Raw genomic sequence first — 348 nt, forward strand, 5'->3', positions numbered from 1 at the left:
ATACCGGCTGGGTCGGGGCGCATCGGGATCATAATTGGGGTTCGTGATGGGGTGGCCGCCGGAGGAATATCCTGCGTACCCGCTGTACCCCAGGTCACTGCCAGCACCCGCGCTGCTGCGGCGCTGGGTGATCTGCCCGCCGCGCCGGTCATCCCGGGCCTGATCGTAGGCCCGGCGGCGCTTGCGGTTCCGGCTGTTCCGGTCATTCTGCGGCATCCGGCTGCACCTCCTTTCCTCTGTTTTTTCCTTCCGTTTCGGGGTCTTGACCAGCTTGAGCAGGGCATCCGCAATGCGGTCCAGGCTGTCGTCCACCGACAGGCTCCGGGCATTGCGGCCCATCTCAGCCAG

The 348-nt window shown here is 66.1% G+C and carries 1 protein-coding gene; it reads right to left on the reverse strand.

Features of this window, described 5'->3' with window-relative positions:
- Window positions 1-348, reverse strand: a 348-nt coding sequence (locus P0G09_RS16160) for a hypothetical protein (RefSeq protein WP_275253172.1), incomplete at both ends; no start/stop codon positions are given.

This window comes from Faecalibacterium sp. DFI.5.82, assembly GCF_029076575.1.
GTDB lineage: Bacteria > Bacillota > Clostridia > Oscillospirales > Ruminococcaceae > Faecalibacterium > Faecalibacterium duncaniae.